General features: G+C 66.2%; 20 protein-coding genes. 9 read left to right on the plus strand and 11 right to left on the minus strand.

The window, feature by feature from the left end; all coding sequences use genetic code 11:
- Window positions 1-20: 20 nt before the first annotated feature.
- The 4 genes from rsmA to rsmI form a co-directional block, all read right to left on the minus strand.
- On the minus strand, window positions 21-860 hold the full coding sequence (gene rsmA, locus D9V29_RS12005) for a 16S rRNA (adenine(1518)-N(6)/adenine(1519)-N(6))-dimethyltransferase RsmA (protein ID WP_121673569.1): 840 nt from the start codon (window positions 858-860) through the stop codon (window positions 21-23).
- Window positions 857-1,792 (minus strand): TatD family hydrolase, encoded by a 936-nt coding sequence (locus D9V29_RS12010; RefSeq protein ID WP_121673570.1) that lies wholly within the window; start codon window positions 1,790-1,792, stop codon window positions 857-859. The genes rsmA and D9V29_RS12010 overlap by 4 nt, the downstream gene beginning before the upstream one ends.
- A gap of 47 nt (window positions 1,793-1,839) precedes the next feature.
- Window positions 1,840-3,420, minus strand: a complete 1,581-nt coding sequence (gene metG / locus D9V29_RS12015; protein ID WP_121673571.1) for a methionine--tRNA ligase — start codon at window positions 3,418-3,420, stop codon at window positions 1,840-1,842.
- Between the two features lie 108 nt (window positions 3,421-3,528).
- A complete protein-coding gene (gene rsmI / locus D9V29_RS12020; RefSeq protein ID WP_121673572.1) occupies window positions 3,529-4,347 on the minus strand; it encodes a 16S rRNA (cytidine(1402)-2'-O)-methyltransferase in 819 nt (272 codons plus the stop codon).
- Window positions 4,348-4,402: 55 nt separating this feature from the next.
- On the opposite strand from rsmI, the gene D9V29_RS12025 reads away from it, so the two are divergent.
- The 5 genes from D9V29_RS12025 to D9V29_RS12045 all read left to right on the plus strand — a co-directional run bounded on the left by D9V29_RS12025 (window position 4,403) and on the right by D9V29_RS12045 (window position 10,509).
- Window positions 4,403-6,052: a dolichyl-phosphate-mannose--protein mannosyltransferase gene (locus tag D9V29_RS12025; protein ID WP_229790553.1), complete on the plus strand. Its 1,650-nt coding sequence runs from the start codon at window positions 4,403-4,405 to the stop codon at window positions 6,050-6,052.
- Window positions 6,043-7,062: a YeiH family protein gene (locus tag D9V29_RS12030; protein WP_121673573.1), complete on the plus strand. Its 1,020-nt coding sequence runs from the start codon at window positions 6,043-6,045 to the stop codon at window positions 7,060-7,062. The genes D9V29_RS12025 and D9V29_RS12030 overlap by 10 nt, the downstream gene beginning before the upstream one ends.
- A 74-nt stretch (window positions 7,063-7,136) precedes the next feature.
- Entirely contained in the window at window positions 7,137-8,426 is a 1,290-nt protein-coding gene (locus D9V29_RS12035; RefSeq protein WP_121673574.1) for an O-acetylhomoserine aminocarboxypropyltransferase/cysteine synthase family protein, read from the plus strand.
- Window positions 8,427-8,428: 2 nt separating this feature from the next.
- Complete coding sequence (locus D9V29_RS12040; RefSeq protein WP_373294841.1) at window positions 8,429-8,995, plus strand: CoA-binding protein; 567 nt, start codon at window positions 8,429-8,431, stop codon at window positions 8,993-8,995.
- Between the two features lie 146 nt (window positions 8,996-9,141).
- Window positions 9,142-10,509, plus strand: a complete 1,368-nt coding sequence (locus D9V29_RS12045) for an L-serine ammonia-lyase (protein WP_121673576.1) — start codon at window positions 9,142-9,144, stop codon at window positions 10,507-10,509.
- A gap of 1 nt (window position 10,510) precedes the next feature.
- On the opposite strand, the gene D9V29_RS12050 is transcribed toward D9V29_RS12045, so the two are convergent.
- From D9V29_RS12050 to D9V29_RS12065, 4 genes are all read right to left on the minus strand, one after another.
- Window positions 10,511-12,343: a thioredoxin domain-containing protein gene (locus D9V29_RS12050; protein ID WP_121673577.1), complete on the minus strand. Its 1,833-nt coding sequence runs from the start codon at window positions 12,341-12,343 to the stop codon at window positions 10,511-10,513.
- 30 nt (window positions 12,344-12,373) lie between these two features.
- Window positions 12,374-12,970, minus strand: a complete 597-nt coding sequence (gene msuE, locus D9V29_RS12055) for an FMN reductase (protein ID WP_121673578.1) — start codon at window positions 12,968-12,970, stop codon at window positions 12,374-12,376.
- A 64-nt stretch (window positions 12,971-13,034) separates the two neighbouring features.
- Entirely contained in the window at window positions 13,035-13,847 is an 813-nt protein-coding gene (locus tag D9V29_RS12060) for a DUF1684 domain-containing protein (protein ID WP_183085003.1), read from the minus strand.
- 13 nt (window positions 13,848-13,860) lie between these two features.
- Complete coding sequence (locus tag D9V29_RS12065; protein ID WP_121673580.1) at window positions 13,861-14,700, minus strand: aldo/keto reductase; 840 nt, start codon at window positions 14,698-14,700, stop codon at window positions 13,861-13,863.
- Window positions 14,701-14,802: 102 nt separating this feature from the next.
- On the opposite strand from D9V29_RS12065, the gene hrpA reads away from it, so the two are divergent.
- Entirely contained in the window at window positions 14,803-18,711 is a 3,909-nt protein-coding gene (hrpA, locus tag D9V29_RS12070) for an ATP-dependent RNA helicase HrpA (protein WP_259462902.1), read from the plus strand.
- Here hrpA and D9V29_RS12075 read toward each other — a convergent pair.
- Genes D9V29_RS12075 through D9V29_RS12085 form a run of 3 tightly spaced genes read right to left on the minus strand, consistent with a single transcriptional unit; the run spans window position 18,708 to window position 21,315 of the window.
- Entirely contained in the window at window positions 18,708-19,475 is a 768-nt protein-coding gene (locus D9V29_RS12075) for an amino acid ABC transporter ATP-binding protein (RefSeq protein ID WP_121673582.1), read from the minus strand. The genes hrpA and D9V29_RS12075 overlap by 4 nt on opposite strands.
- On the minus strand, window positions 19,472-20,428 hold the full coding sequence (locus tag D9V29_RS12080; RefSeq protein ID WP_229790551.1) for an amino acid ABC transporter permease: 957 nt from the start codon (window positions 20,426-20,428) through the stop codon (window positions 19,472-19,474). The genes D9V29_RS12075 and D9V29_RS12080 overlap by 4 nt, the downstream gene beginning before the upstream one ends.
- 5 nt (window positions 20,429-20,433) lie before the next feature.
- Window positions 20,434-21,315, minus strand: coding sequence for an ABC transporter substrate-binding protein (locus tag D9V29_RS12085; protein ID WP_121673583.1), 882 nt, complete (start codon window positions 21,313-21,315; stop codon window positions 20,434-20,436).
- A 182-nt stretch (window positions 21,316-21,497) separates the two neighbouring features.
- On the opposite strand from D9V29_RS12085, the gene D9V29_RS12090 reads away from it, so the two are divergent.
- From D9V29_RS12090 to D9V29_RS12100, 3 genes are all read left to right on the plus strand, one after another.
- Entirely contained in the window at window positions 21,498-23,309 is a 1,812-nt protein-coding gene (locus tag D9V29_RS12090) for a hybrid sensor histidine kinase/response regulator transcription factor (RefSeq protein ID WP_183085004.1), read from the plus strand.
- A 108-nt stretch (window positions 23,310-23,417) separates the two neighbouring features.
- On the plus strand, window positions 23,418-24,278 hold the full coding sequence (locus D9V29_RS12095; protein WP_121673585.1) for a class II fructose-bisphosphate aldolase: 861 nt from the start codon (window positions 23,418-23,420) through the stop codon (window positions 24,276-24,278).
- A 2-nt stretch (window positions 24,279-24,280) separates the two neighbouring features.
- On the plus strand, window positions 24,281-24,618 hold a 338-nt coding region (locus D9V29_RS12100), incomplete at its 3' end, for an HAD family hydrolase (protein ID WP_510754753.1).

The raw sequence follows: 24,618 nt of genomic DNA on the forward strand, positions 1-24,618 counted from the left end.
GCTCGAACGGGAGATCACCATCAGAGGCTGCCGACCTGGCGGGCGATCCCGAGGAAGTCGTGCACGGTGAGTTCTTCCCCACGCGCGGTGGGGGCGATCCCGGCCGCCGTCATGGCATCCGTCGCTGCAGCGGAACCGCCGAGGAGCTGGCCGAGTGACTGGCGCAGCATCTTGCGCCGCTGCTGGAAGGCGGCGTCGACGATCGAGAACGTGAGGACGCGTTCCTCTTCGGTACCGATGGCATCCTCTCGGCGGTCGAAGCCGACGAGGACGGAGTCGACGTTCGGTACCGGCCAGAACACCTGTCTGGAGACCGTTCCGGCTGTGCGCCAGGCGCCGTACCAGCTGGCCTTGACGCTGGGGCTGCCGTAGATCTTCGATCCGGGCTGGGCGGCGAGTCGGTGACCGACTTCGGCCTGCACCATGACGACGCCGGCACGAATGGAGTCGAAGTGCTCGAGCAGGTGCAGCAGTACGGGCACCGAGATGTTGTACGGGAGGTTGGCGACGAGCCTGGTCGGGTCGCCCTCGAGTTCGGTGATCCGCATGGCGTCGGCACTCACGACGGTGAGCGGGGCACCTGGCTGCATCAGTTCGACCGTTTTCGGGAGTTGCTCGGCGAGCCGGTGGTCGATCTCCACCGCGATGACGCTCGCTCCTGCCTCGAGGAGCCCGAGGGTGAGCGATCCGAGCCCTGGCCCGACCTCGACGACATGCTCGCCGGCGGTGACCCGGGCCACCTTGACGATTCGCCGCACCGTGTTGGCGTCGACGACGAAGTTCTGTCCGAGCTTCTTGGTGGGCTGAACATCGAGCAGTTCGGCGAGGTCACGGATTTCTGCGGGGCCGAGGAGGCTCATTCGCCGTCTTTCTGGTCGGGAGTGCCGTAGGGATTCGGCGGTGATGTGACGGGCTCGTCGTCCCAGTGCCCGTAGACGTACTCGGTGTTCGATGACACCTGGGCGGCGAGCATGGATGCGTCGGTGCCGAGGTAGTCGGCGATCCAGCGCACGGTGTGGGGAAGAAGAAACGGCGCGTTGGGTTTGCCGCGGTGCGGCATGGGGGTGAGGTACGGAGCATCCGTCTCGAGAAGGAGGAGATTTCTCGGCGCGACGTCGAGCGCGTCACGGAGGTTCTGCGCATTCTTGAACGTCGCGGTACCCGCGAAGGACATGAACCAGCCGTTGTCGGCGCACTCCCGCGCGAGTTCGGCCCCGCCGGAGAAACAGTGGAAGACGGTCCGTGTGGGAGCACCGACCCTGCGGAGCGTGGCGACAACGTCGTCGTGGGCATCGCGGTCGTGGATCTGCAGCGCGAGGTCGTGCTTCTTGGCGATCTCGATGTGCGCTTCAAACGCACGCTGCTGGGCCGATCGCCCCTCAACGCCCGTGCGGAAGTAGTCCAGCCCCGTCTCACCGATCGCGCGCACGCGTGGCCTGGCGGCGAGTTCGTCGATGACGGCGAGTGCGTCGTCGAGGGTGCCGTCAGCCTCGAGCCGGGGAGTCTCATTGGGGTGGATCGCAACGGCGGCGAGCATGCGCGGCTCGATCGCCGCTGTCTCGGCGCTCCAGATCGAGGTCTCGACGTCGGTACCGACCTGGACGATCCCGCGGACACCGACGCTCGACGCGCGGTCGAGGTGCTCCCGGTAGTCGAGTTCGCCCTCCGCGACCGGCCTGCCGGAGGTGACCGACGGGTCCAGGTGGGTGTGGTTGTCGTAGACGGGAACCAGGAGCGCTTCCGGCAGCGGCGGGTACCGAAGTTCCGGGCGCGCGGAAGCGGGATCAGTCATGGTTTCGACGGTACCCCACTTGCGTGGCGAACCTCACGGCGACGGGCTCAGCCGACAGCGGTTTCGATCCGCGGGAACAACGCTTCGAGCGCCGCGACCTGGGTGCCTGCCGGCAGCTGGCCCCATCGGCCAGCCTCGCGGAGTGGCTGGTTCTCGAGCGGGCCGAGAGCATCCGGTCCTCCGAGAGCCGTCCACAGCCGGGCCGTCGCCTCCGGCAGGACCGGTGAGAGCAGAACGGCGAGGGCACGCAGTCCGTCGACCGCGGTGTACAGGACCGTGCCGAGTCGTTCGCGGTTCGCCGGGTCCTTCGACAGCGCCCAGGGCTCCTGGTCGGTGATGTAACCGTTGAGCTCGTCGACGATCCGCCAGATCGCTGCGAGGGCGTCGTGCACGGCGAGCTTCTCGATCGATGCGTCCGCGAGGTCGGATGCCGCGGCGACGACGGCGTGGATCGCACGTTCCGCGTCGGTCGGTTCGCCTTCGGACGGAACGACCCCATCGAAGTAACGGCTGACCATCGCGACCACGCGCGACGCGAGGTTTCCGAATCCGTTCGCGAGCTCCGCCTGGTACCGCGCGGATAGGTCTTCCCAGCTGAACGAGCCGTCCTGCCCGAATGCGATCGCACGCATGAAGTAGTAACGGAAGGCGTCCGAACCGAACGTGTCGGTGATCTCGGTCGGCGCGATACCCGTGAGCTTCGACTTCGACATCTTCTCGCCACCGACGAGGAGCCAGCCGTGGCCGAACACCTGCTTCGGCACCTCGAGCCCTGCGGCCATGAGCATTGCAGGCCAGATCACGGCGTGGAAGCGGAGGATGTCTTTTCCGACGATGTGGGTCGCCGGCCAGCGCCGGGCGAATTCTTCGTCGTCCTGGCCGTAGCCGACGGCGGTGACGTAGTTGAGCAGGGCGTCGAACCAGACGTAGACGACGTGGGAGTCGTCCCACGGAACCTTGACACCCCAGTCGAAGCTCGACCGCGAGATGGACAGGTCGGAGAGGCCCTGCTTGACGAACTGGATGACCTCGTTGCGGGCGGAGTCGGGCTGGATGAAGTCGGGGCGCTCGTCGTACAGCGCGAGCAGACGGTCGGTGAAGTCGCTCATGCGGAAGAAGTAGTTCTTCTCCTTGAGCAGCTCGAGCGGCTTCGAGTGGATCGCACACACCTTCTGGCCCTCGAACGCACCGGTGCCGTCGACGATCTCCGACTGCGGCTTGAACTCTTCGCAGCCGACGCAATACAGCGCCTCATACTCACCCGAGTAGACGAATCCGGCGTCGTAGAGCCGCTGGAGGAACAGCTGCACGTTGGTTTCGTGGCGTTCGTCTGTCGTGCGGATGAAGTCGTCGTTCTCGATGTTGATGGTCGACAGCAGCGGCTTCCAGGCCTCGTTCACGAGCTTGTCTGCCCATTCCTTCGGCGTCTTGCCGTTGGCCGTCGCCGTGCGGAGGATCTTCTCACCGTGCTCGTCGGTTCCCGTGAGCGACCAGGTGTCGTCGCCGGCCTGGCGGTGCCAGCGGGCGAGAACATCCGCTGCGACCTCCGTGTAGGCGTGACCGATGTGAGGCGCATCATTCACATAGAAGATGGGCGTGGTGATGTAGAACGAATTGCCGCTGGCCATAGGAACAATCCTAGAGCCGCTGCCCGGCGTGTGACGCCGAAGCGTCCGCGAGATGCCCGGTTCCACGGGTGCTGGCGCTGGAACACCCGTGAGAGTGGGCGACTCGCGTCAGTTCTTCACGGCGAGCGCCGCCTGGTACAGCTCGCGTCTGCTGAGCCCGGTCGCCTCGGCCACCTGCGCCGTGGCATCCTTCAGGCGTTCGCCCGCTGTGACGAGTTCCAGCACCTGGACGACGCCGTCGTGCAGGTCGAACTCCCGTTTCTCGGCACCGGCGACGACGACACAGATCTCGCCGCGCACGCCCGCCCTGGCCCACTCGGCGAGTTCCGCAGCCGTTCCGCGCTTGACCTCCTCGAACATCTTCGTGAGCTCGCGGCAGACGACAACGCGCCGGTCGGCGCCGAAGACGGATGCCGCATCGGCGAGCGAGTCGGCGAGCCGGTTCGGGGATTCGAAGAAGACCATCGTGCGACGCTCGTGCTCGAGCAGCCGGAACGAGGTCACCCTGTCGCCGTGCTTGCGGGGCAGGAAGCCTTCGAACGTGAACCGGTCCGTCGGGAGGCCGGAGACGGCGAGCGCCGTGATGACGGCGCTCGGACCGGGCAGGACGGTGACCTCCACACCCGCGTCGACGGCCGCGACGACGAGGTGGTAACCGGGATCAGACACGGTCGGCATCCCGGCGTCGCTGAGCACGAGCAGGTCCGAGTCGCGCGCGAAGTCGATCAGCTCGGCCGACTTTTCGCGCTCGTTGTGCTCGTGGAGGCTCACCAGCCGCGGCTTGTGGGCGATACCGAGTCCCTTGAGCAGCTTCACCGTCGTCCGTGTGTCCTCCGCGGCGACCACCTCGGCCGAGCTGAGTGCGTCGACGAGGCGCTTCGACGCGTCCCCGAGGTTTCCGATCGGGGTCGCTGCGAGGATGATCATGACCCCAGTCTCCCACCCGCCATCGGCTGGGAGCTCGCTTGGTTAGCATTGCAGGGTGTCTGTCCCCTCTCGCGACCCGTTCGCCCCGGTCGCAACCGGGGACCCGGCCGCACCGGCGATGCCCGACGACATGCTTCCCGAAGAACGGGGCTCGCGGTTCGACGACTGGTCGAAGCGGATGCTGTCCACCCCGGCGAGAAGAACAGCCTGGTACTGGGGCGCTCCGATTCTCGTCACGCTTCTCGCCGGCATCCTGCGCATCTGGAACCTGGGGCACCCGAGTTCCCTCGTCTTCGACGAGACCTTCTATGTGAAGGACGCCTGGACCCTGCTGCAGAACGGCTACGAGTCGTCGTGGCCCGAGAACTCCGACCAAGCGTTCAACCGCGGCGAGACGTCCGGATATCTCGACGATCCGTCGTATGTCGTGCATCCGCCTCTCGGCAAGTGGCTCATCGCGCTGGGGCTCGCGGCATTCGGCGCCGGTGACAGTGTCGCCTGGCGCATCTCGACGGCCATCGTGGGAACGCTCGCCGTCCTCCTGCTCATGCTCATCGCGCGGAAGCTTTTCGCCTCGACACTTCTCGCCGTTCTCGCCGGATTCCTCTTCGCGATCGACGGGCAGGCGATCGTGATGTCGCGCGTTGCGGTGCTTGACAACTCCGTGATGTTCTTCGCCCTGCTCGGCTTCGGCTGTGTGCTGCTCGACCGGTCGTGGCACGACCGCGTCCTCGGAGAGCGCGTTGCCCGGCTGCGTGCTGCCGGGCGGGACCTAGCGTGGGGTCCGGTGATCTGGTGGCGGCCGTGGGTGCTCGCGGCCGGGCTGTGCTTCGGCCTCGCGTCGAGCGTCAAATGGAGTGGCCTGTACTTCCTCGCCGCTTTCGGGCTGTATCTGATCGTCGTCGACGCACTCGCACGACGGCGGCTCGGCCTTGGCCTGTGGACGAGCGCGTCTGTACTCAAACAGGGCCCGGCGACGTTCCTTCTGTTCGTCCCCCCGGCCCTCGCCGTGTATCTCGCGAGCTGGACCAACTGGTTCGTCTCCGACAACGCGTACTACCGCACCTGGGCCGAGCAGTCGTCGAACGCCTGGACAGGGGCTCTCGCGTGGGTGCCGCCGGCCTGGCAGAGTTTCCTGCACTACCAGCAGTCGATCTACACGTTCCACGTCGGCTTGAGCGCGTCACACCCGTACGCCGCGGACCCGCTCGGCTGGCTCACCCTCACTCGCCCCACGAGCATGTGGTACGCCTCCCCGGATGCCGGCTCGCCCGGTTGCGCCGTCGAACCCTGTTCGCAGGCGATCACGTCGATCGCGAATCCGCTGATCTGGTGGGCCGGCGTCGCGGCGCTCCTCTACCTCGTGTACCGGCTGGCCCGATACCGCGAGTGGCGGGTGGGACTGATCCTCATGGGGATCGTCGCGGGTTACCTGCCGTGGTTGCTGTACACCGAACGAACGGTGTTCCAGTTCTACACGATCGTCTTTCTGCCGTACGTCATACTCGGCCTCGTCTTCGTCTGCGGGCTGATCCTCGGATCGCCCGGCGACGAAACCTGGCGGCGGAGCCGCGGCATCTCGCTCACCGTTCTCTTCGTCGCAGCCGCTGCCCTCGTCAGCGCCTTCTGGTATCCGCTCTGGTCAGCGACGACCGTCCCGTACTGGTTCTGGATGCTGCACTCCTGGTTGCCGTCATGGGTGTGACGACGACCAGCGCCGGGCCGTCCGTCTGGCGCTCCCGCGTGCCCGGGCTCCTCCTCGCCGGAGCTGCCGTTGTGGTCGCCGCCGGGGTTCACCAGCTTCTCCCGTCACTCCCGCTGCTCACCGTTTGTGTGGTTCTCGGCATCGCCTGCGGACAGGTGCCGTCGATCCGCAGCCGGCTCGACGGCATCCTTGCGCCGGGGATCGCGTTCTCCGCCCGCCGCCTGATGCGCATCGGAATCGTGCTGCTGGGATTGAAGCTCAGCCTGATCGATGTCGCCGGGCTCGGCTGGGGCGTCTTCGTGTCGACGGTCGCCGTCGTGATGCTGAGCTTCGCCGGAACGTGGGCGCTCGGCAAACTGTTCCGCCTCCCCGGGCACGAGCCGCTTCTTCTCGCCACCGGGTTCGCCATCTGCGGTGCGAGTGCCATCGGTGCGATGGCCGGGGTCGTCAAAGCGAAGAGCTCGGAGCAGGCACCACCGATCGCCCTCGTCACGCTCTGTGGGACACTCGCCATCTTCGTGCTCCCGGTCGCCTGGCATCCGCTCGGCCTCACGAACGTCGAATTCGGGCACTGGGTCGGAGCGGGCGTTCATGACGTCGGGCAGGTCGTCGCAACGGCTCAACTCGCCGGGAGCGGCGCTCTCGCCGTCGCCCTTGTCGTCAAGCTGACGCGCGTGCTGCTTCTCGCCCCGATCGTCGCGGTGGCCGGAGTCGTCGAACGCAGAAGGGCAGTCAGCGAGGGAGCGACCCGCCCGCCGATCGTCCCGTTGTTCGTCGCGGGATTCGTCGCCGCGATCCTTCTCAGGACGTTCGTGCCCATCCCCGATCCCGTCCTCGACGCGGCCGACACCGTCCAGGGCGTCCTGCTCGCTTTCGCGCTCTTCGCGCTCGGAGCGTCGGTGAATCTGCGCCGCCTCGTCACAACGGGATGGCGCGCCCTCGTCGTCGGATTACTCGCGTGGCTGCTCATCGCCGGACTCGCTCTCGCGGCCGTCTCGCTCGTCGGGTAGGAGCCGCGCCTCTTCGCGTCACAGTGTTACGACGGCGGGTCACGTGCCCGAGCCGAGCGGCTAGCCTCGATGACATGGCAGATCGCGAATACGGCTTCCGCACCAGGGCAATCCATGCGGGCAACATCCCCGACTCGGCGACGGGTGCGCGCGCGCTTCCGGTGTACCAGTCGACGGCTTTCGTCTTCGACGACACGACGGATGCCGCTGCGCGATTCGCCCTGCAGAAGTACGGAAACATCTACTCCAGGCTCGCGAACCCCACCGTCGCGAGCTTCGAGGAACGGGTCGCGAGCCTCGAAGGCGGCCTCGGCGCCGTCGCGACGGCATCCGGTCTCTCCGCGCAGTACATCACCTTCGCGAGCCTTGTCGGCGCCGGAGACCACATCGTGGCATCCGCGAACCTCTATGGCGGGTCGATCACCCAGCTCGACGTGACGCTGCGGCGGTTCGGGGTGGAAACCACATTCGTGCGTTCCTCGAACCCCGAGGACTACGCAGCGGCGATCACCGACAAGACCAGGCTGATCTTCGCCGAGACGATCGCGAACCCGTCCGGTGAGATCGCCGACATCGAGGGTCTTGCCGATGTCGCGCACGCCCACGGCCTGCCCCTGGTCATCGACTCGACCATCGCGACGCCGTACCTCAACCGGCCGATCGAGTGGGGAGCGGACATCGTCACGCACTCGGCGACGAAGTTCCTCGGCGGGCACGGCACGACCCTTGGCGGTGTCGTCGTCGAGAGTGGACGGTTCGATTGGAGCGGGGAGAAGTTCCCGCTGTTCGATCAGCCGGTTCCGAGCTACGGGGGTCTTCAGTGGTCCGGCAACTTCGGTGAGTATGCCTTCCTGACCCGCTTGCGCGCCGAGCAGCTGCGCGACATCGGCCCCGCACTCTCCGCGACGTCGGCCGCCGCTCTCGCGCAGGGAGTCGAGACCCTGTCCTACCGGATGCAGGCCCACGTCGAAAACGCCAGGACCGTGGCGACCTGGCTCGAGCAGGACTCACGGATCGAAGCGGTGTACTGGGCCGGCCTCGAGTCGCACCCGCACCACGACCGCGCGAAGAAGTACCTGCCCAAGGGTGCCGGAAGCGTGTTCAGCTTTGTCGTCAAGGGCGGCCGCACGGTCGGACGCAAACTCATTGAATCCGTCGAGCTCGCGAGCCACGTCGCGAACATCGGCGACACGAAGACCCTGATCATCCACCCGGCGTCGACGACGCACGCCCAGCTCACCGAGCAGCAGCTCACCGACGCGGGCGTCCTCCCCGGCGTGGTGCGGCTCAGTGTGGGTATCGAAGACGCCGATGACATCATTTATGATCTCGATCAGGCACTCGGCCAGGCAGTGGAGGCGTAATCGTGTCGGATCTTGTGACCACTCAGCTTCAGAACGGTCTGACCTGCTCGCTCCCGGCGAACTCACCCCTCGCGAGACTGCTCAAGACCCAACGCACGTGGGTGGGACCTGACGCGAAAGAGCGCCTCGGCATCCTGCGGGCAGCAACATCGGTCGCCATCGTCGGTGCATCGCCGAACCCCGCGCGCTCGAGCTACTTCGTCGGCACCTACCTGTTGCAGTCGAGCGGCTACCGGGTCTACTTCGTGAACCCGAACGCCGACGAGATCCTCGGGCAGAAGGCCTACCCCGACCTCGCTTCGCTGCCCGAGGTACCTGACATCGTCGACGTCTTCCGCAAGGCCAGCGACATCCCCTCCGTGATCGACGACGTCCTTGCCGTTGGTGCGAAGACGGTGTGGGTGCAGCTCGGTATCTGGAATGAGGATGCCGCCCGTTACGGCGAAGAGAACGGCCTCACGGTGGTCATGGATCGCTGCATCAAGGTTGAGCACGCCCGGTTCCACGGCGGCCTCAACCTGTTCGGGTTCGACACCGGCCAGATCAGTTCGAAGAAGGGCCTTCGCTGACCGCCGTTCCCCGCAGATTTGCTGCGCTCGGACCGCCGTCAGTGCCGTTTTCGTGCAACCGATGGCGTTCGGACCGCGCAGACTGCCCGATCAGATCTCTTCCGGCATAGAGTAGCCGTGAGTTCTGGATGGCGCGAGGAGGCGGCATGACGGCGTATGTTTCTGCGTTCGACCTGTTTTCCATCGGCATCGGTCCGTCGAGCTCGCACACCGTCGGCCCCATGCGCGCCGCCCTCGACTTCACCGGGCGGCTCGAGGCATCCGGGCGTCTGAACGAGGTGGAGCGCATCACCTGTGTTCTGTTCGGGTCGCTGGGGTCCACCGGCATCGGCCATGGCACGCCAGACGCCGTCGTCGCCGGGCTCTCCGGCGCTCGGCCCGAGACGTGCGATCCCGCCATCGTGAGAAGCGCCTGGTCGGAGCTCTCCCCCGGCAGCACGATTCTCGTGCGCGGATCGCACCCTCTCCGCTTCGACAAGGAAGACATCAGCTTCGAACCGCGCACACGGCTGCCCGGCCACCCGAATGCGCTGACCCTGTCCGCCTGGTCATCCGGCGCTGAACCGGTGGCGTGCGAAACCTACTACTCGGTCGGCGGCGGATTCATCCGCCGGGAAGGCGAGGATCTTTCGGCGCGTCCCGCTCCGGCGTACCCGTTGCCGTTCGCGACGTCGGCAACACTTCTCGCCCTGTGTGCCGAGCACGGCCTGCGCATCGACGAGGTCGCCCGGCGGAACGAGGAGGCGGTGCGCGCGGCCGGAGAGGTCGACGCGGGGCTCGATGCCATCTGGGCGGCGATGGACCAGTCGGTGCAGAACGGTCTCGCCGGTCGGGGCGTCCTGCCGGGAGGGCTCAAGGTGAAACGCCGGGCGGCGGCGGTTCGCGATCATCTGGAGGCCGCCGAGGCCGAAAGCGGGCGCGAACTCGCGAGCGAGTGGCTTCACTCGTTCGCCCTCGCGGTCAACGAGGAGAACGCAGCGGGGGGACGCGTCGTCACCGCACCGACGAACGGTGCGGCCGGGATCATTCCCGCTGTCGCGTCGTACTACCTGCGGTTCGTCCCTGGGGCGTCAGCCGACGGCATCCGTCGTTTCCTTCTCACCGCCACCGCGATCGGCTCACTGTTCAAGGCGAATGCGTCGATTTCCGGTGCCGAAGGCGGTTGCCAGGCCGAGGTCGGCTCGGCCTGCGCGATGGCGGCCGGTGCCCTCTGCGCCGTTCTCGGCGGCACTCCGGGGCAGGTCGAGAACGCGGCGGAGATCGCAATGGAGCACCACCTCGGCCTCACCTGCGACCCGGTCGGCGGGCTCGTTCAGGTGCCGTGCATCGAACGCAACGCCATCGCGTCGACCACGGCGGTGAGCGCCGCCCGCCTCTCGCTACACGGCGACGGAACGCACCTCGTGTCGCTCGACCAGGTGATCGAGACGATGCGGCAGACCGGCATCGATATGTCGACGAAGTACAAGGAAACCAGCGAAGGCGGCCTCGCCGTCAACGTGATCGAATGCTGACTCAGACCTTTTCGGGCAGCCGACAGGTGAAGTTTTCGCAGAGATAGGCGACCCGCGCCCCGTTCTGCGGCGTCCTGGCATCGAACAGCTCGAACCCGGCAGCCGCGAACGCCGCTGCCTGCTGCTCGGTCACGAGCGCCGTCACGTCCGTCGGGCGGGTCCGGATCGTCGCGGGCAGCTCCTGTGCGGGTGATGAGCCATCCGGGCTCACCACAACCAGCTGGACAGGAGTGCGGGTCAGTCGCGACAGCAACGCGAGCGATGTGCCGAACGACAGCGGATTGGCGAGCGCAAGCTCGCTGATCGGTTCGAGCGCCGAAACCGCAGCATCGAGGTAACGTCGATCCCCCGTCACCGAATGGAGGCGCCAGGCCGCCGTTGCACACGAACTGATGCCGGACGGATACGCCCCTTCGGACGGGTCCCCGGCGAGCACGATTCCGGCAGCCGCGAGGATGGGATCGCCCCCGCCCGGCTCGGCGAAGACCGTCCCAGCGGCGTCTCCGGCGGTGAGGACGTCATCCACGAGGGCCCGCGCTTCGACGGCATACGACGTTTCTCCGGTGGCCGCGGCCAGGTTCAGGAGACCGGAGGCGAGCATCCCGTAGTCCTCGAGCGCCGCCGGAGCGCTCGATCGCCGTTCGGCCACCGAAGCACGCACGAGCCGGCCGTCCGGCGTGCGATGGTGGGCGAGCACATGATCGGCCGCTGCGCGAGCCGAGTCCAGCCAGTCCACCCGGTCGAAGACGACAGCAGCACGCGCGAGGGCGCCGATCGCGAGCCCGTTCCAGCCGGCGAGGACCTTCTCGTCGAGGGCGGGCGGTTCCAGTTCTTCCCGCCCGGCAGCATCGCGGGCGTAGTAGCCGCCTTCGGATCGTGCGCCGTCGATCACGGACTCCGAGTCCTGTGCACTCGCGAACCCGCCAGACGGCAGCTGCAGCACATCGCCGAGGAACCGGGCGATACCGGCCGCCGTCTCGGCTGCCCAGTTCCTGGCGGGGTCATGAGCCCATGCCGTCGCGTATGCATCGAGCAGGATGGCGTTGTCGTACAGCATCCGTTCGTAGTGGGGATCGCTCCAGTCGCGTTGAGTCGCGTAGCGGAAGAAGCCGCCCTCGACCGCGTCGCGCAACGGCGACGCTGCCATCTTCTCGAGCGTTCGGGCGCCGAGTTCCATGCCCACCTCGGTGTCGAGCAAGAAGTTCACCGCGGGGGCGACGGGGAATTTCGGCGCGGCACCGAATCCGCCGAACTGAAGGTCTTCAGAATCAGCGATCCGTTTCACCGCTGCGTCGATGTCCGCCGGCGCGGGCAGCGCCCCGCCCTCCGGAACGGGTGACGAAGCGATCGCGTCACCGATCGCGCGAGCGTTCTGCAGAACCTCGGTGCGCCGGTTCGTCCACGCGTCGAGGACGGCGGCGAGCAACTGCCGGAAGGACGGATGCCCCTGGATCGGCACCGGCGGATAGTAGGTTCCCGCGTGGAACGCAACGCCCTCACTCGTCGTGAAGATGCTGAGCGGCCAGCCGAGCTGGCGGGTGAAGGCCGCGGCCTGGGCGATGTAGCTCGCGTCGACTCCCGGGTGCTCCTCGCGGTCGACCTTGATGCTCACGAAGTTGTCGTTGAGCACCGCCGCGATCTCGGGGTCGCGGAACGACTCCCTCGCCATGACGTGACACCAGTGGCAGGTCGAGTAACCGATGGAGATGAAGACGGGAACGTCACGGGCGGATGCCTCGTCGAACGCATCCTGCCCCCACTCGCGCCAGTCGACGGGGTTGTCGGCGTGCGCACGAAGATACGGGCTGAGGGAGGTGGCGAGCCGATTGACCATGCGCCCAGCCTAGGCTCGGTACCGGCCTCGCTACCAGGCTCCGACGTATGCGGACACGGCGTCCCGGTCGCGGTTGGAGCTGCGCACGAACGGCAGCCCGCGCAGAACGGCAAGGTCGACGCGTCCTTTCACAGCGTCCGAGGTGAGGGTGTACTCGGTGAAGTCGCTGGTGGAGGCATAGACGCCGATGGGCAGAGTCAGGGCCTGGAAGAACCCGAAGAGTGGACGGAACTGGTGCTCGAGCATGAGCGCGTGACGTTCACCGCCCCCGGTTGCGGCGAGCAGTACCGGCTTGTCCACGAGCGCGTACTGGCCGACGAAGTCGAACAGGTGCTTGAACAGCCCGGTGAAGGAACCGCGGTAGACCGGGCTCGCAACGATGAGGAGATCGGCTTCTTCGATGCGACGCAGTTCGTCTTCGACGGAGGACGGCAGGTCATCCCGGGTGAGCGCGCCGGCGAACTCCGGTCCGATGTCGCTGAGCTCGATCACGTGTCTCGAGATCTCCTGGTGTTCGGCGATCTCATCGAGGATGGCCGCGACGAGCACGCTCGTCTTCGATGGGGCGTGGAGGCTTCCGCTGACAGCGACGACTCTCAGGGGGCGGTTGCGGGTGTTCTCGGCCATGCTGCGACGCTACGCCGGTTGGCGGGCGCCGTGCCAGACGACTGAAACACGGCGTAACCGGGGATCACGCGGCGCGGATCAGGTTCTTCTCCCCGGCGCGGATCGGCGTGGCGAATCGGTTGCCGGCGGGCGGAAGCGGGCAGACGTAGAAGTCGCTGAACGCGCACGGGGGCAAGTACGCCCGGTTGAAGTCTGCGATCACCGTTCCGTCCGCAACGGGGAGGGCGAGGTCGAGGAACCGGAAGCGATAGCTCTCCTCGCCGCTCGTTCCGTCGGAGAAGACCGCGTGAAGGCGCCCTCGTTCGAGCGTCACGGTAAGCGAGACCGGCCCGTCGGCGAGATCGAGGTCGACGAAACCGGCGGGGGCATCCTCGGAACGATGTCCGTCGATGGTCGTGAATTCGACGCTCGCGTCCGGCGCCGCCGGGCGGAACCGTCCGGAGATCACGAAGCTCTCGCTCGGTTCGAACGCATCGATGCCGCCGAGCGCCACACGGGACGGTGCTTCCGGGTCGAGGAGGCGAAGCGCGAGAGCGCCATCCCGCTCGAAGTAACGCAGACGCTTCTCACCCCACTCGATGTCCTGACCCGCGGTGAGGGTGACGGTGTCTTCCTCGATCACATCGATGGGGCGTCCGCCCTGCAGGAGCGTGAGGCCGGTGAGCTCATGCCCCGAGCCGACGATCCCTTCAGGTGCAGCGTGCCATCTGCCCGGAACGCCCTCGAGCTCGGATGGTGCGCCTGCGAGCCAGTGGGTCGCAACGAGCGACGCGACGCCGAGCGGGGAACCGGTCCCCCGCTCCCGCGCCTCGTGCCAGGTGGCCCAGTCAGCGGCGAAACTGTCGGTGCTGGAGTCGAACGTGTCAGGCAGTGCCATTGAAATTCTCCGGTCAGTTGACGTCGTTCGGGTGAGACCCGACCCGGCCGTCGCGCTCGAGAGCGGTGATCGCGGCCATCTCGGCATCCGTCAGTTCGAAGTCGAAGAGGTCGAGGTTCTCCGCGATCCTGGCCCGACTGTTGGACTTCGGGAACACGATGATGCCGTTCTGCAGGTGCCAGCGGAGGACCACCTGGGCTGGCGTCTTGTCGTGTGCCGACGCGGCATCCGTCACACTTGGCTCATCGAACAGCGGGTATTTGCTCTGGCCGAGCGGCCCCCACGACTCGATCTGAATGCCGTTCGCCCGCGAGAATTCGACGACCTCGCGCTGCTGGAGCGCGGGGTGCAGCTCGATCTGGTTGACGGCGGGAACCGTGCCACCGTCGGCGAGCAGATTCTCGAGGTGCTCGACGAGGAAGTTGGAGACACCGATCGATGTCGCCTTCCCGTCGGCCTGGATCTGCTGCATCGCCTTCCAGCTCTCGCGGTACAGGTCGCGCTGCGGCGTCGGCCAGTGGATGAGGTAGAGGTCGACGGCGTCGAGGCCCAGCTTTTCGAGGCTCGCGTCGATGGCGTCGTGCGCCGACTGGGTGCCCTGGTCGTCATTCCACAGCTTGGTCGTGATGAACAGGTCTTCACGGGGGATGCCGCTGGCTGCGATCGCGCGCCCGACCCCCTCCTCGTTGCCGTAGATCGCCGCCGTGTCGATGTGGCGGTAACCGAGTTCGAGGGCATCGCTCACGATGCGCTCGGTCTCTGCAGGGTCGACCTTGAACACGCCGAAGCCGAGCTGCGGGATGGTTGCGCCTGAATTGAGGGAAAGTACCGGACCGGTCCACGTTGTCGTCATTGCTCCAGCTAACCACCCTTGCGGCGCGCGTGGCACCTGTCGCTGCGCCTCTTCGCCGTCAGCGGAATCGGCGCTCCTGACTCGAGTTGTTGGGATATTCGGGTGACGGATGCCCCACACCCGCGACACCGGGCAACGCGCGGGCAGTGTGTCCTACGATGGAGGGCTATGTCTTTCACGATCTCCTATCCTCCCGAGCTGCCCGTCAGCCAGATGAAGGACGAGATCAAAGAGGTTCTTCGCGATCACCAGGTCGTCATCGTCGCTGGCGCCACCGGGTCGGGCAAGACCACCCAGTTGCCGAAGATCCTTCTCGAACTCGGCCGCGAGTCGATCGCGCACACCCAGCCGAGACGGCTCGCCGCCCGGACCATCGCCGAGCGCATCGCCGAAGAGCTCGGTGTCGAGCTCGGTGGCGTCGTGGGCTACCAGGTGCGGTTCACCGACCAGGCGGGAAAGGACACGAAGGTCAAACTGATGACCGACGGCATCCTGCTGAACGCGATTCACCGCGACCGGATGTTGCGTTCCTACGACACGATCATCATCGACGAGGCACACGAGCGCAGCCTCAACATCGACTTCCTGCTCGGCTACCTCAAACAGTTGCTCCCGAAGCGCCCGGACCTGAAGGTCGTCATCACGTCGGCGACAATCGACCCTCAGAGCTTCTCGCGCCACTTCGATGACGCGCCGATCGTCGAGGTGTCAGGGCGGACGTTCCCCGTCGAGATCCGGTACCGGCCTCTCGTCGCAGACGCGCCTGCCGAGGACGACGACCAGGACGACGCATCCGACACCGAGCCCGACCGCGACCCGATCGATGGGATCACGGCGGCACTCGACGAACTCGCTCAGGAGTCGATGGGCGACGTCCTCGTCTTCCTCAGCGGCGAGACCGAGATCCGCGACACCGCGGACGCCCTCCGTGCTCGCTACGCATCCGGAGGCGCCGGTGTCACCGAAGTCCTCCCGCTGTACGGGCGGCTGACGAGCGCCGAACAGCACCGCGTCTTTCGGCCGAGCGCGATCGCCGGGGTTCGCCGCCGTATCGTGCTCGCCACCAACGTCGCCGAGACGAGCCTTACCGTCCCTGGCATCAAGTACGTCATCGACGCAGGCACGGCGAGGATCTCCCGCTACAGCGTGCGCTCCAAGATCCAGCGGCTGCCGATCGAGGCGATCTCGCAGGCATCCGCGAACCAGCGTTCAGGTCGATCCGGCCGCACGAGTGACGGCATCGCGATCCGGCTCTACTCCGAGCAGGACTTCGGAGCCCGGCCGGAGTTCACCGAACCGGAGATCCTCCGCACCAACCTGGCCGCCGTCATCCTGCAGATGGTGTCGCTGGGCCTCGGCGACATCGCCGCATTCCCGTTCCTCCAGCCGCCGGACTCGCGCGGCATCAAGGATGGGATCGATCTGCTTCGGGAGCTCAACGCCATCACCGTGGCGGAGGGAAGAACGCCGACGCTCACGCGCGTCGGGCGGGACCTTTCGCGGTTGCCGATCGACCCGCGCTTCGCCCGGATGGTCGTCGAATCGAAACGCCACGGAGTCTCTCGCGAGGTGATGGCGATCGTCGCCGCCCTCACCATCCAGGACCCGAGGGAACGCCCGCTTGAACGCCGGGCCCAGGCCGACGAGCAGCATGCCCGCTTCGTCGATCCGACGAGCGACTTCCTCTCGCTGCTCAACCTCTGGAACTATCTGGAGGACAAGCAGAAAGAACTCGGTTCCAGCGCATTCAGGCGCCTGTGCAAGAACGAGTACCTCAACTATCTGCGGGTTCGCGAGTGGCAGGACGTCGTCCGCCAGCTTCGCCAGCTGTCGAAACCCCTCGGCCTCACGCTCGGCGACCGCACGATCAACCCGGACGGCATTCACAAGTCGCTCCTCGCCGGCCTCCTCTCCCACATCGGCTTGAAGGATGCCGCGGCAGCGGCGGCGAATTCGGCTCGCGGAAAGGGCGCTCGACCCGCGCCGCCGAAAAAGGGTGACTACATCGGCGCGAGGCAGACTCGGTTCGTGATCTTCCCCGGTTCCGCACTCGCGAAGAAGCAACCGAATGCGATCATGGCTGCCGAACTCGTGGAGACCTCCCGGCTGTTCGCCCGCACCAACGCCGCCATCGACCCGGCGTGGGCTGAATCCATCGCGGGCGACCTCGTCAAGCGCAGTTACTCGGAGCCGCACTGGGAGAAGGGCCAGGGGGCGGTCGTCGCGTGGGAGAAGGTCATGCTTTTCGGGCTCGCCATTATTCCGCGCCGCCGCGTGCAGTACTCCCGCATCGATCCGGAGCTCTCTCGCGAACTGTTCATCCGGCACGCGCTCGTCGAGGGTGAATGGGACTCACCCCAGGCGTTCGACCGCGCCAATCGCAAGCTCCGGAAGGAACTCGCCGAACTCGAGGAGCGCACGCGGCGTCGTGACATCCTGTTCGACGACGAGGCCGTTTTCGACTTCTACAACTCACGCATCCCCGCCGACGTGTTCTCGACCCGCAGTTTCGAGGGATGGTGGCGCGACGCGAAGAAAGCCACGCCGAATCTGCTCACCATGCGGCAGGAAGACCTGTTGCCAGACGACGCACCCGAAGTCGATGAAACCGAGTTCCCACCGGTGTGGAGACAGGGCGATCAGAAACTCAGCCTCCGCTACCGGTTCGAACCGGGCGCAGAGGACGACGGGGTCACGGTGCAGGTACCGCTTCCGCTGCTCCCGCGCCTCTCCCCCGCCGGGTTCGACTGGCAGGTACCCGGCCTGCGCCAGGACCTTGTCACGGCCATGATCAAGTCGCTGCCGAAGGCGATCCGTCGCAACGTCGTGCCGGCAGCCGACTGGGCACGCAAGCTCATGGCCGAGTTGCCGGCGTCGCCGCCGCAACCGGCACCGCAGGCGACGAACCACGACACGCTCGCGGCCCACCTCGCCATCGCGATCAAGCGACTCTCCTATATGCCGATCGAAGCATCTGACTTCGACCTGTCCCGGATACCCGGGCACCTTCGGGTGACATTCCGGGTCGTCGACGACAAGGGGCGTCAGGTCGCGGCGGGTAAGGACCTCCAGGACCTGCAACGCCGGCTTGCGTCACGAACCAGGGAAAGCGTCGCCAAGGTCGCAGAGGCGACGCCGAATGCCCTCGAGCGCTCGGGGATCACCCGCTGGGACTTCGACGAACTTCCCCGGTATGTCGATACCCGCCATGCCGGAAACACGATCCGCGGATACCCCGCGCTCGTCGATGATCGAACCTCCGTGTCCATCCGGATCATGGCCACCGAGGCGGACCAGCGCCGGGCAATGCCAGGCGGGGTCCGGCGCCTGCTGCTGCTCGCCATTCCGTCGCCCGTGACGTACGTGCAGCAGCATCTCACGTCGGCCGAAAAACTGGTTCTCGCCACAAGCCCGTACCCGTCTACCCAGGCCCTCTTCGACGACTGCCTCGTCGCGTGCATCGACGACGTCCTCTTCCGCGTATCGACCGACGGATGCATCTTCATGCGGGCCGAGTTCGAGATGGTTCGCGACCGGGTGTCTGGCGCGATGATGAACACGATGTTCGACACCGTCTCGCTCGTCGCGAAGGTCCTCAGCGCCGCCCGTACGGCAGAGAAGGCGATCAAGCGAGCGACGAGCCTCAACCTGCTTCCCGCTCTGTCGGATGCGACCGCCCAGCTGAACGGACTCGTCTTCGCCGGATTCGTGTCTGCGACCGGCAGCGGCCGGCTGGCATCCCTGCGCCGTTACCTGGCGGGGATCGCCCACCGCGCGGAGAAGCTGCCGGACAACCCGAGCCGGGACCGGGTCTGGATGAACGAGATCCAGGCTGCGACAGAGCTGTTCGAAGCGGCCGGCGGCAGCATTCCGCTCGACCCGTTCGCTCCGCCGCACCTCGTCAAGGCGCGCTGGATGCTCGAGGAACTACGGCTCAGCCTGTTCGCGCAGAGCATCGGCGCCGCCGAGACCGTGTCGCTGCAGCGGATCCGGAAAGTGCTCGCCGGCTAGAGGACCTTCGACAGGAACGACTGGGTGCGCTGGTGCTTCGGGTTGTTCAGCACATCGCGGGGATCACCGGACTCCACGATCACGCCGCCATCCATGAAGAACAGCGAATCGCCCACCTCGCGGGCGAAGCCGATCTCGTGGGTGACAACGATCATCGTCATGCCGGACTCAGCCAGGCCCTTCATGACATCGAGCACCTCGCCGACCAGTTCGGGGTCAAGAGCGCTCGTCGGCTCGTCGAACAGCATCAGCTTCGGGCTCATTGCGAGTGCTCGGGCGATGGCGATGCGCTGCTGCTGCCCACCGGACAGGTGAGCGGGATACACCTTGGCTTTGTGGGCCAGGCCCACGCGTTCGAGCAGTTCGTACGCTGTTGCGACCGCATCAGCCTTCTTGATTCCCTTGACCCGGGTCGGCGCCTCGATGATGTTCTCGAGCACCGTCATGTGCGGGAACAGGTTGAATGACTGGAAGACCATCCCGATGTCGGCGCGCTGCTTCGATACCTCTGATGGCGACATCTCGTACAGTTTGTCGCCGCGCTGCCGGTAGCCGATCAGGTCGCCGTCGACGGAGAGACGGCCGCCGTTGATGGCTTCGAGGTGGTTGATGCACCGGAGGAACGTCGACTTGCCGGATCCACTGGGCCCGATGAGGCAAGCCACCTCGCCACGCTTGACCGTGACGGAGATGTCCTTGAGGACCTCGTGGGTGCCGTAGCTTTTGACGATGTGGTCCGCGTGGACCATCGGAACGTCTGTCATTGGTGCTCCCTCTTCGGCGGCGGAACGGTGTTCGAGTCGCCCGTCTCTGGTGTGCCGGCCACCGTGGCGACGGATCCGGTTTCGACGGGGTCGGTCTCCGGTGCCCGCTGAGGCGCCACGCCGCGCCCGTAGTACTTCTCGAGGTAGTGCTGCCCGACCATGAGGATGCTCGTGACCAGCAGGTACCAGATGCTTGCGACGATGAGCAGCGGAACCGTTGCGTAGATCTGCGCAGATATCGCCCTCGTTCGCGCGTACAACTCGAGCGAGAAGCCGAGCGCCGTGACGAGCGACGTCGTCTTCAGCATCGAGATGACCTCGTTGCCGGTCGGCGGGATGATCACCCGCATCGACTGCGGAACCACGATCCGAAGCATGGTCTGACGCCAGCTCATGCCGAGAGCGCGCGCTGCTTCATCCTGTCCACGCGGGACGCTGAGGATGCCGCCACGCACGATCTCCGCCATGTACGCAGCCTCGTTGAACGCGAGACCGAGGACCGCGAGCCAGAACAAATCGATGGCTTCAAACGGAGAGACCGTGAAGAACTCGATGTCGGTGAACGGCACTCCCACGCTCACGGAGCGATAGATGGTGCCGAGCAGACCCCAGAAAACCAGTTGGACGTACACCGGGGTGCCGCGGAACAGCCAGAGGTAGGCCCACGACACAGCCTTGAGGACCGGGTTGTCGCTGAGCCGCATCACGGCCAGGAGCAACCCCATGACAATCGCCAGGACCATCGCGAAGATGGTCAGGGCGAGAGTGATGAGAGCCGCCTGGCTGATCCGGCGGTCGAGCAGGTACTGTCCGACGAGCGGCCACTGGTAGGCCTCCCGGGTGGCGGCATCCCAGACGAACAGAACGACGAGCAGCAGGATGACGACAGCGAGAGCCGTGCGGATCGGGTGCCGAAGCTTGACCGCCTTGATCGGTTCGGTTGCGGGGTCCACTATCGTCAGCCGGCGTTGACCGTTGCCTCGGTCACGGCTCCGGCCTCGACGCCCCACTCGGAGAGGATGTCGAGGTAGGTGCCGTCATCCATGAGTGCCTGCATCGCTGCCTGAATGGCCTCCACCAGGTCGCCGTCCTTCTCGATGACGACGCCGTACGGTGCAGCATCGAAGACGTCGCCGCTGAGGACGAGCTTCTCCTCCGACTGGGCGACGCCGTACTGAATGATCGGCGAGTCACCGAGCAGGTAGTCGGCGCGACCGAGGACTGCGTTGTTCGTCGCTTCGTCCTGTCCGTCCGACTTGAGCATGTCGACGGCCGCCTTGCCCTCGGCGACGCAGGCGTCGCTCTCAGCCTGGAGGAACTGCTCCGAGGTCGTGGACGCCTGGATGGCGATGGTCACGCCGCAGTATTCGGTGAGGTCCGGAGCATCCGCGCCCTTGGCGAACTGGAGTCCCGCGTTGTAGTAGTCGACGAAGTCGACCTGTGCCTGGCGTTCGGCGTTGTCGGTGAAGCTCGACCAGCCGAGGTCGAGTGTTCCACCGGCGACCTTCGGGAGGATGGCGTCGAAGAGCGACTTTTCCCATTCCACCTCGAGGCCGAGCTTGGCTGCGACAGCCTCGGCGAGTTCTGCGTCCCAGCCGGTGACCGATCCGTCGTCTGCTTCGAACTCGTTGGGGGCGTAGCTGGCGTCGACGCCGATCTTCAGCACACCTGCCTCGGCGATGTCATCGGGAACGAGGTTGGCGAGCTCTTCATCAGCGCTGACGGAGCCGCCGGCACTCGAGCCACCGGTGGGGGCTTCCTCATTGTTCACGCAGCCGGTCAGCACGAAGGCCGCTGCTGCCGCGAGTGCGAAGGGTGCGAGGAGGGATTTTCTGCGCATGGTTCTGTTCCTTAAAGGTCGCTACGTCTACCGTGACGGTACACCGAGACTAACTCAACTGGCGGCAGGCGCTTCGCGCGCGAAACCAAGTTGTAACCGGCCGCGCCCCTAGCGCAATCATCTCCCACAGGCCATGATGGGCTCGTCGAGGGTGTGCGGGCAATCAGTGAGGATCAATGCGCATGACGTCAGCGGACCGGCCGTCCTCTTCGGGCCCCGCAGATCTCCGCCTGCACGCCCTCACCGCTTCTGCTGCCGACCTCGCTGGACAATTCGCTCTCGCCCCGTTGCTTGCCCGTATTCTTCGCCACGCGATCGACCTGCTCGGGTGCGAGAGCGGATCGATCTGCACGGTTGATGAGGTCGCAGGCACGTACCGCAAAGAGGTGGACGTCGGTGTCGGCTGCCTGTCTGGCCAGACGTTCCCTCTCGATGAGGGGGTCACGGGCGAGGTCGTTCGAGCGCGCCGTTCGGTGATCTTCGATGAGTACTCCGACGTGCGCGGCGGGCACATCAGCAGGGAGGACCGGGCATCGCTGCACGGGGTCATCGGAGTTCCCATCCGGTGGGACGGCGCGATCATCGGGGCCTGCGTCGTGTTCAGCAAGGAACCCGGCCGTCGCTTCACCGGTGAGGACACCGCACTCGTGGAGTTGTTCGCAACACACGCCGCGGTCGCCATCGCCAACGCCAAGATGCATGCGCTGGCGGCGCAGAGGGAGCGGGATGCCGCAATCATGGCGGAACGCGAACGTGTCGTGCGTGACGTGCACGACACAGTGGGCCGTGGGTTGGCGACCGTGCTGCTCGCGCTGGATTCTGCGGATCGCGACCTGGCTGGGGGCGGCGACCCGCGCCACGCGATCGCCGCCGCGCGGACCGCCACCCGGTCCGCCTTGCATGAAACCCAGCGGACCGTCCTCGGCCTCGGCCCAGCCCTCCTCGACGGCCGTCCGCTCAACGAAGCGATCGCGCTCGAACTGGCGTGGGTTCAGTCCACGGCGGCGATCGAGACCCGCCTCGTCGTCGCGGGAGAGCCGGAGGCGCTGCCAGCTGACACGGCCAGGCAGCTCTTCCGGATCGTGCAGGAATCCCTGACGAACGTGATCGAGCACGCTCGGGCACGGCATGTGCGCGTCGGGCTCGTGTACGGCGACCGAAGTGTGACAGCGCTCGTCGAGGACGACGGGCGCGGATTCGATCTGGCCACGATCACCGGCAGATCGTCTGATCACTCACGCGGGCTCGGTTTGCGCACCCTTACCGCGCGTGCCCGGCTCCTCGGCGGGTCGCTCGATGTTGACTCGACCCCGCACTGGGGAACCCGTGTGCGGGCAGAGATTCCCTACGTCAGCTCTGAACCGGTGGACACCTCCCAGTTCCGCTGGCGACTGTTGCTCGTCCACGAGAATCCGATCGTCCGCGCCGGTCTCGTCCGGCTCCTGGGCCAGGTCGAACCGGACATCCACATCGTCGGAGAGATCTCCGATGCGATGCAGGCAGTCGAGGCATACTCCCTGCTCCGCCCCAACGTCGTCCTGGCGAACCTCGATCTCTCCCGGATCGACGGGGTTCAGCTCACCGCCTACCTCCGCGCTGCCGATCCGGCCGCCGCTGTCGTCCTTCTCATCGACTCCGTCACCGACGACCGCATCCGGGAAGCAGCCCAGGTGGGTGCTATCGGCCTCGTCGAAGCCGGGGCAGACCCGGCGGTGCTCGCCCGGTCGATTCTCGCGGCGGCTCGCGGTGATTCTCTTCTCTCAGCCGAGTTTTTGAGCCGGTTCACTGCGTCACTGACGGCGAGGGACACTCACCCGCTCACCGCACGCGAGCGGGAGGTGCGTGCGCTCGTGGAGCAGGGGCTTCCCGACAAACGGATAGCGGCCGAGTTGCGCATCTCGGTCAAGACCGTCGAGAAACATGTGGGCGCTGTCCTCCGGAAGACAGGTGCTGCAAACCGGACGGTACTCGCCGGCCAGTCTGTTCCGCACTGACGCTCAGGGTTCTGGGGGAAACCCCTACCGTCCGGTAGGGGAAGCCCGTATGTCGCCGTCCTACATCGCGAGCATATGCTCACGGAACGGGCGACAAGGAGGTTCCCCATGCCAGTGGTTTCTCTCAAGGAGATCGTCGATCGGGCGTTCGCGGAAAAATACGGCGTGCCGGCGATCAACATCGTGAACGACCTCACTCTCGAAGCGGTCCTCGCCGGCGCGGTCGAAGCCAACTCGCCGCTCATCGTTCAGACATCGGTGAAAACCGTCAAGGCGATCGGTGTGGATGTGCTGTTCACCATGTGGGAGTCCATGACGCGCGGGATCGAGGTGCCCGTGACCTTGCACCTCGACCATTGCCCGGACCGCCAGGTGATCAGCGAGTGCCTCGCTCGCGGATGGAACTCCGTGTTGTTCGATGCGTCCACCATGCCCGTCGAAGAGAATCAACGGCAGACCGTCGAGGTCGTCGCCGAGGCTCGAAGCTACGGGGCGCACGTCGAGGGAGAGATCGAAGCGATCCAGGGCGTCGAGGACGGCATCGGAGTCGAGACCGCCACGCGCAGGGAGAGCATCGAGACGGCGGTCGACTTCATCCGAACCACCGGTGTCGACGTGTTCGCCCCGTCGATCGGGAACGCCCACGGCGTCTACTCCTCGACGCCGGACCTTGACTTCCAGCGGGTGACCGATCTGGTCGAGGCGACCTCGACGCCGATCGCCCTGCACGGCGGAAGCGGGATGACCGACGACCAGTTCGCTGACCTCATCTCGCGCGGTTGTGCCAAGGTCAACATCTCCACGGCACTCAAGATCGAGTTCATGAAATCGAGCCTCGAGTTCCTGAAGGGCGCAGAGGAAAAGGACAAGTGGGATCCGCCCTCCCTGTTCGCCGACGTCCGGCAGCACATCGTCGACCTCACGACCGGACTCACGCACACCTTCGGCAGTAGCGGGAAGGCGTGGTGAGGATGCCGTTCCTCATCTTCGACTGTGACGGCGTCCTCGCCGACACCGAACGCAACGGGCACCTTCCCTCTTTCAACCGGACGTTCGCGGAATTCGGCGTTCCGGTCGAGTGGAACGACGAACAGTACGCCGACAAGGTCCGCATCGGAGGCGGCAAGGAGCGGATGAAGAGCCTCTTTACACCTGAGTTCGTCCGGGCGAACGATCTGCCGGCCCACGAGGACGGCCAGCGTGACGTGCTCGCACGGTGGCACAGACGCAAGACCGAGATCTACACCGAACTCGTGGCATCCGGGGCTCTTCCGGCCCGACCGGGGATCGCCCGCATTGTCGGGGAAGC

It is taken from the genome of Mycetocola manganoxydans, assembly GCF_003667545.1.
Taxonomy (GTDB): domain Bacteria; phylum Actinomycetota; class Actinomycetes; order Actinomycetales; family Microbacteriaceae; genus Mycetocola_A; species Mycetocola_A manganoxydans.

Coding starts and splice junctions, on each gene's coding strand:
- D9V29_RS12045 (WP_121673576.1), top strand. CDS start 9,142: ATGACGGCGTATGTTTCTGCGTTCGACCTGTTTTCCATCGGCATCGGT.
- D9V29_RS12050 (WP_121673577.1), bottom strand. CDS start 12,343: ATGGTCAATCGGCTCGCCACCTCCCTCAGCCCGTATCTTCGTGCGCAC.
- D9V29_RS12035 (WP_121673574.1), top strand. CDS start 7,137: ATGGCAGATCGCGAATACGGCTTCCGCACCAGGGCAATCCATGCGGGC.
- D9V29_RS12075 (WP_121673582.1), bottom strand. CDS start 19,475: ATGACAGACGTTCCGATGGTCCACGCGGACCACATCGTCAAAAGCTAC.
- D9V29_RS12060 (WP_183085003.1), bottom strand. CDS start 13,847: ATGGCACTGCCTGACACGTTCGACTCCAGCACCGACAGTTTCGCCGCT.
- msuE (WP_121673578.1), bottom strand. CDS start 12,970: ATGGCCGAGAACACCCGCAACCGCCCCCTGAGAGTCGTCGCTGTCAGC.
- D9V29_RS12030 (WP_121673573.1), top strand. CDS start 6,043: ATGGGTGTGACGACGACCAGCGCCGGGCCGTCCGTCTGGCGCTCCCGC.
- D9V29_RS12010 (WP_121673570.1), bottom strand. CDS start 1,792: ATGACTGATCCCGCTTCCGCGCGCCCGGAACTTCGGTACCCGCCGCTG.
- D9V29_RS12090 (WP_183085004.1), top strand. CDS start 21,498: ATGACGTCAGCGGACCGGCCGTCCTCTTCGGGCCCCGCAGATCTCCGC.
- D9V29_RS12095 (WP_121673585.1), top strand. CDS start 23,418: ATGCCAGTGGTTTCTCTCAAGGAGATCGTCGATCGGGCGTTCGCGGAA.
- rsmA (WP_121673569.1), bottom strand. CDS start 860: ATGAGCCTCCTCGGCCCCGCAGAAATCCGTGACCTCGCCGAACTGCTC.
- metG (WP_121673571.1), bottom strand. CDS start 3,420: ATGGCCAGCGGCAATTCGTTCTACATCACCACGCCCATCTTCTATGTG.
- D9V29_RS12065 (WP_121673580.1), bottom strand. CDS start 14,700: ATGACGACAACGTGGACCGGTCCGGTACTTTCCCTCAATTCAGGCGCA.
- D9V29_RS12085 (WP_121673583.1), bottom strand. CDS start 21,315: ATGCGCAGAAAATCCCTCCTCGCACCCTTCGCACTCGCGGCAGCAGCG.
- rsmI (WP_121673572.1), bottom strand. CDS start 4,347: ATGATCATCCTCGCAGCGACCCCGATCGGAAACCTCGGGGACGCGTCG.